The sequence below is a fragment of the Methylobacterium sp. C33D genome, from assembly GCF_053345825.1.
Window position 1 is genome coordinate 1 of sequence record NZ_JBKFAV010000231.1, and the last position, 290, is coordinate 290.

Below are 290 nucleotides of genomic sequence, written 5' to 3' on the forward strand. Positions count from 1 at the left end.
ACCGGCGACAAGGGCTCGATCAGCCGGGCCCCGGGGGTCGGGCCGCGCCTCGCCGCCCGGCACGCCGCCGAGCTCAAGGACAAGGCGCCGGCCTTCGCGCCCGTCGACCCCGCGCTGGTCGCCCTGACGGGCGCCGTCGAGGAGGGGGCCGCCCCGCAGCCGGTGGCGGACGCCGTCCCGGCCCTGGTCAATCTCGGCTACCCGCAGGTCCAGGCCGCCGCCGCCATCGCGGCTGCGCTGAAGGGCGCGGGGGAGGGCGCCGAAGCGAAGGTGCTGATCCGGCTGGGCCT

Annotated in this window: 1 pseudogene; it reads left to right on the forward strand. The window is 79.0% G+C overall.

The annotated features are described in order from the left end of the window. Positions 1-290, forward strand: a pseudogene (locus ACLBXO_RS32180) (Holliday junction branch migration protein RuvA); the annotation flags it as partial.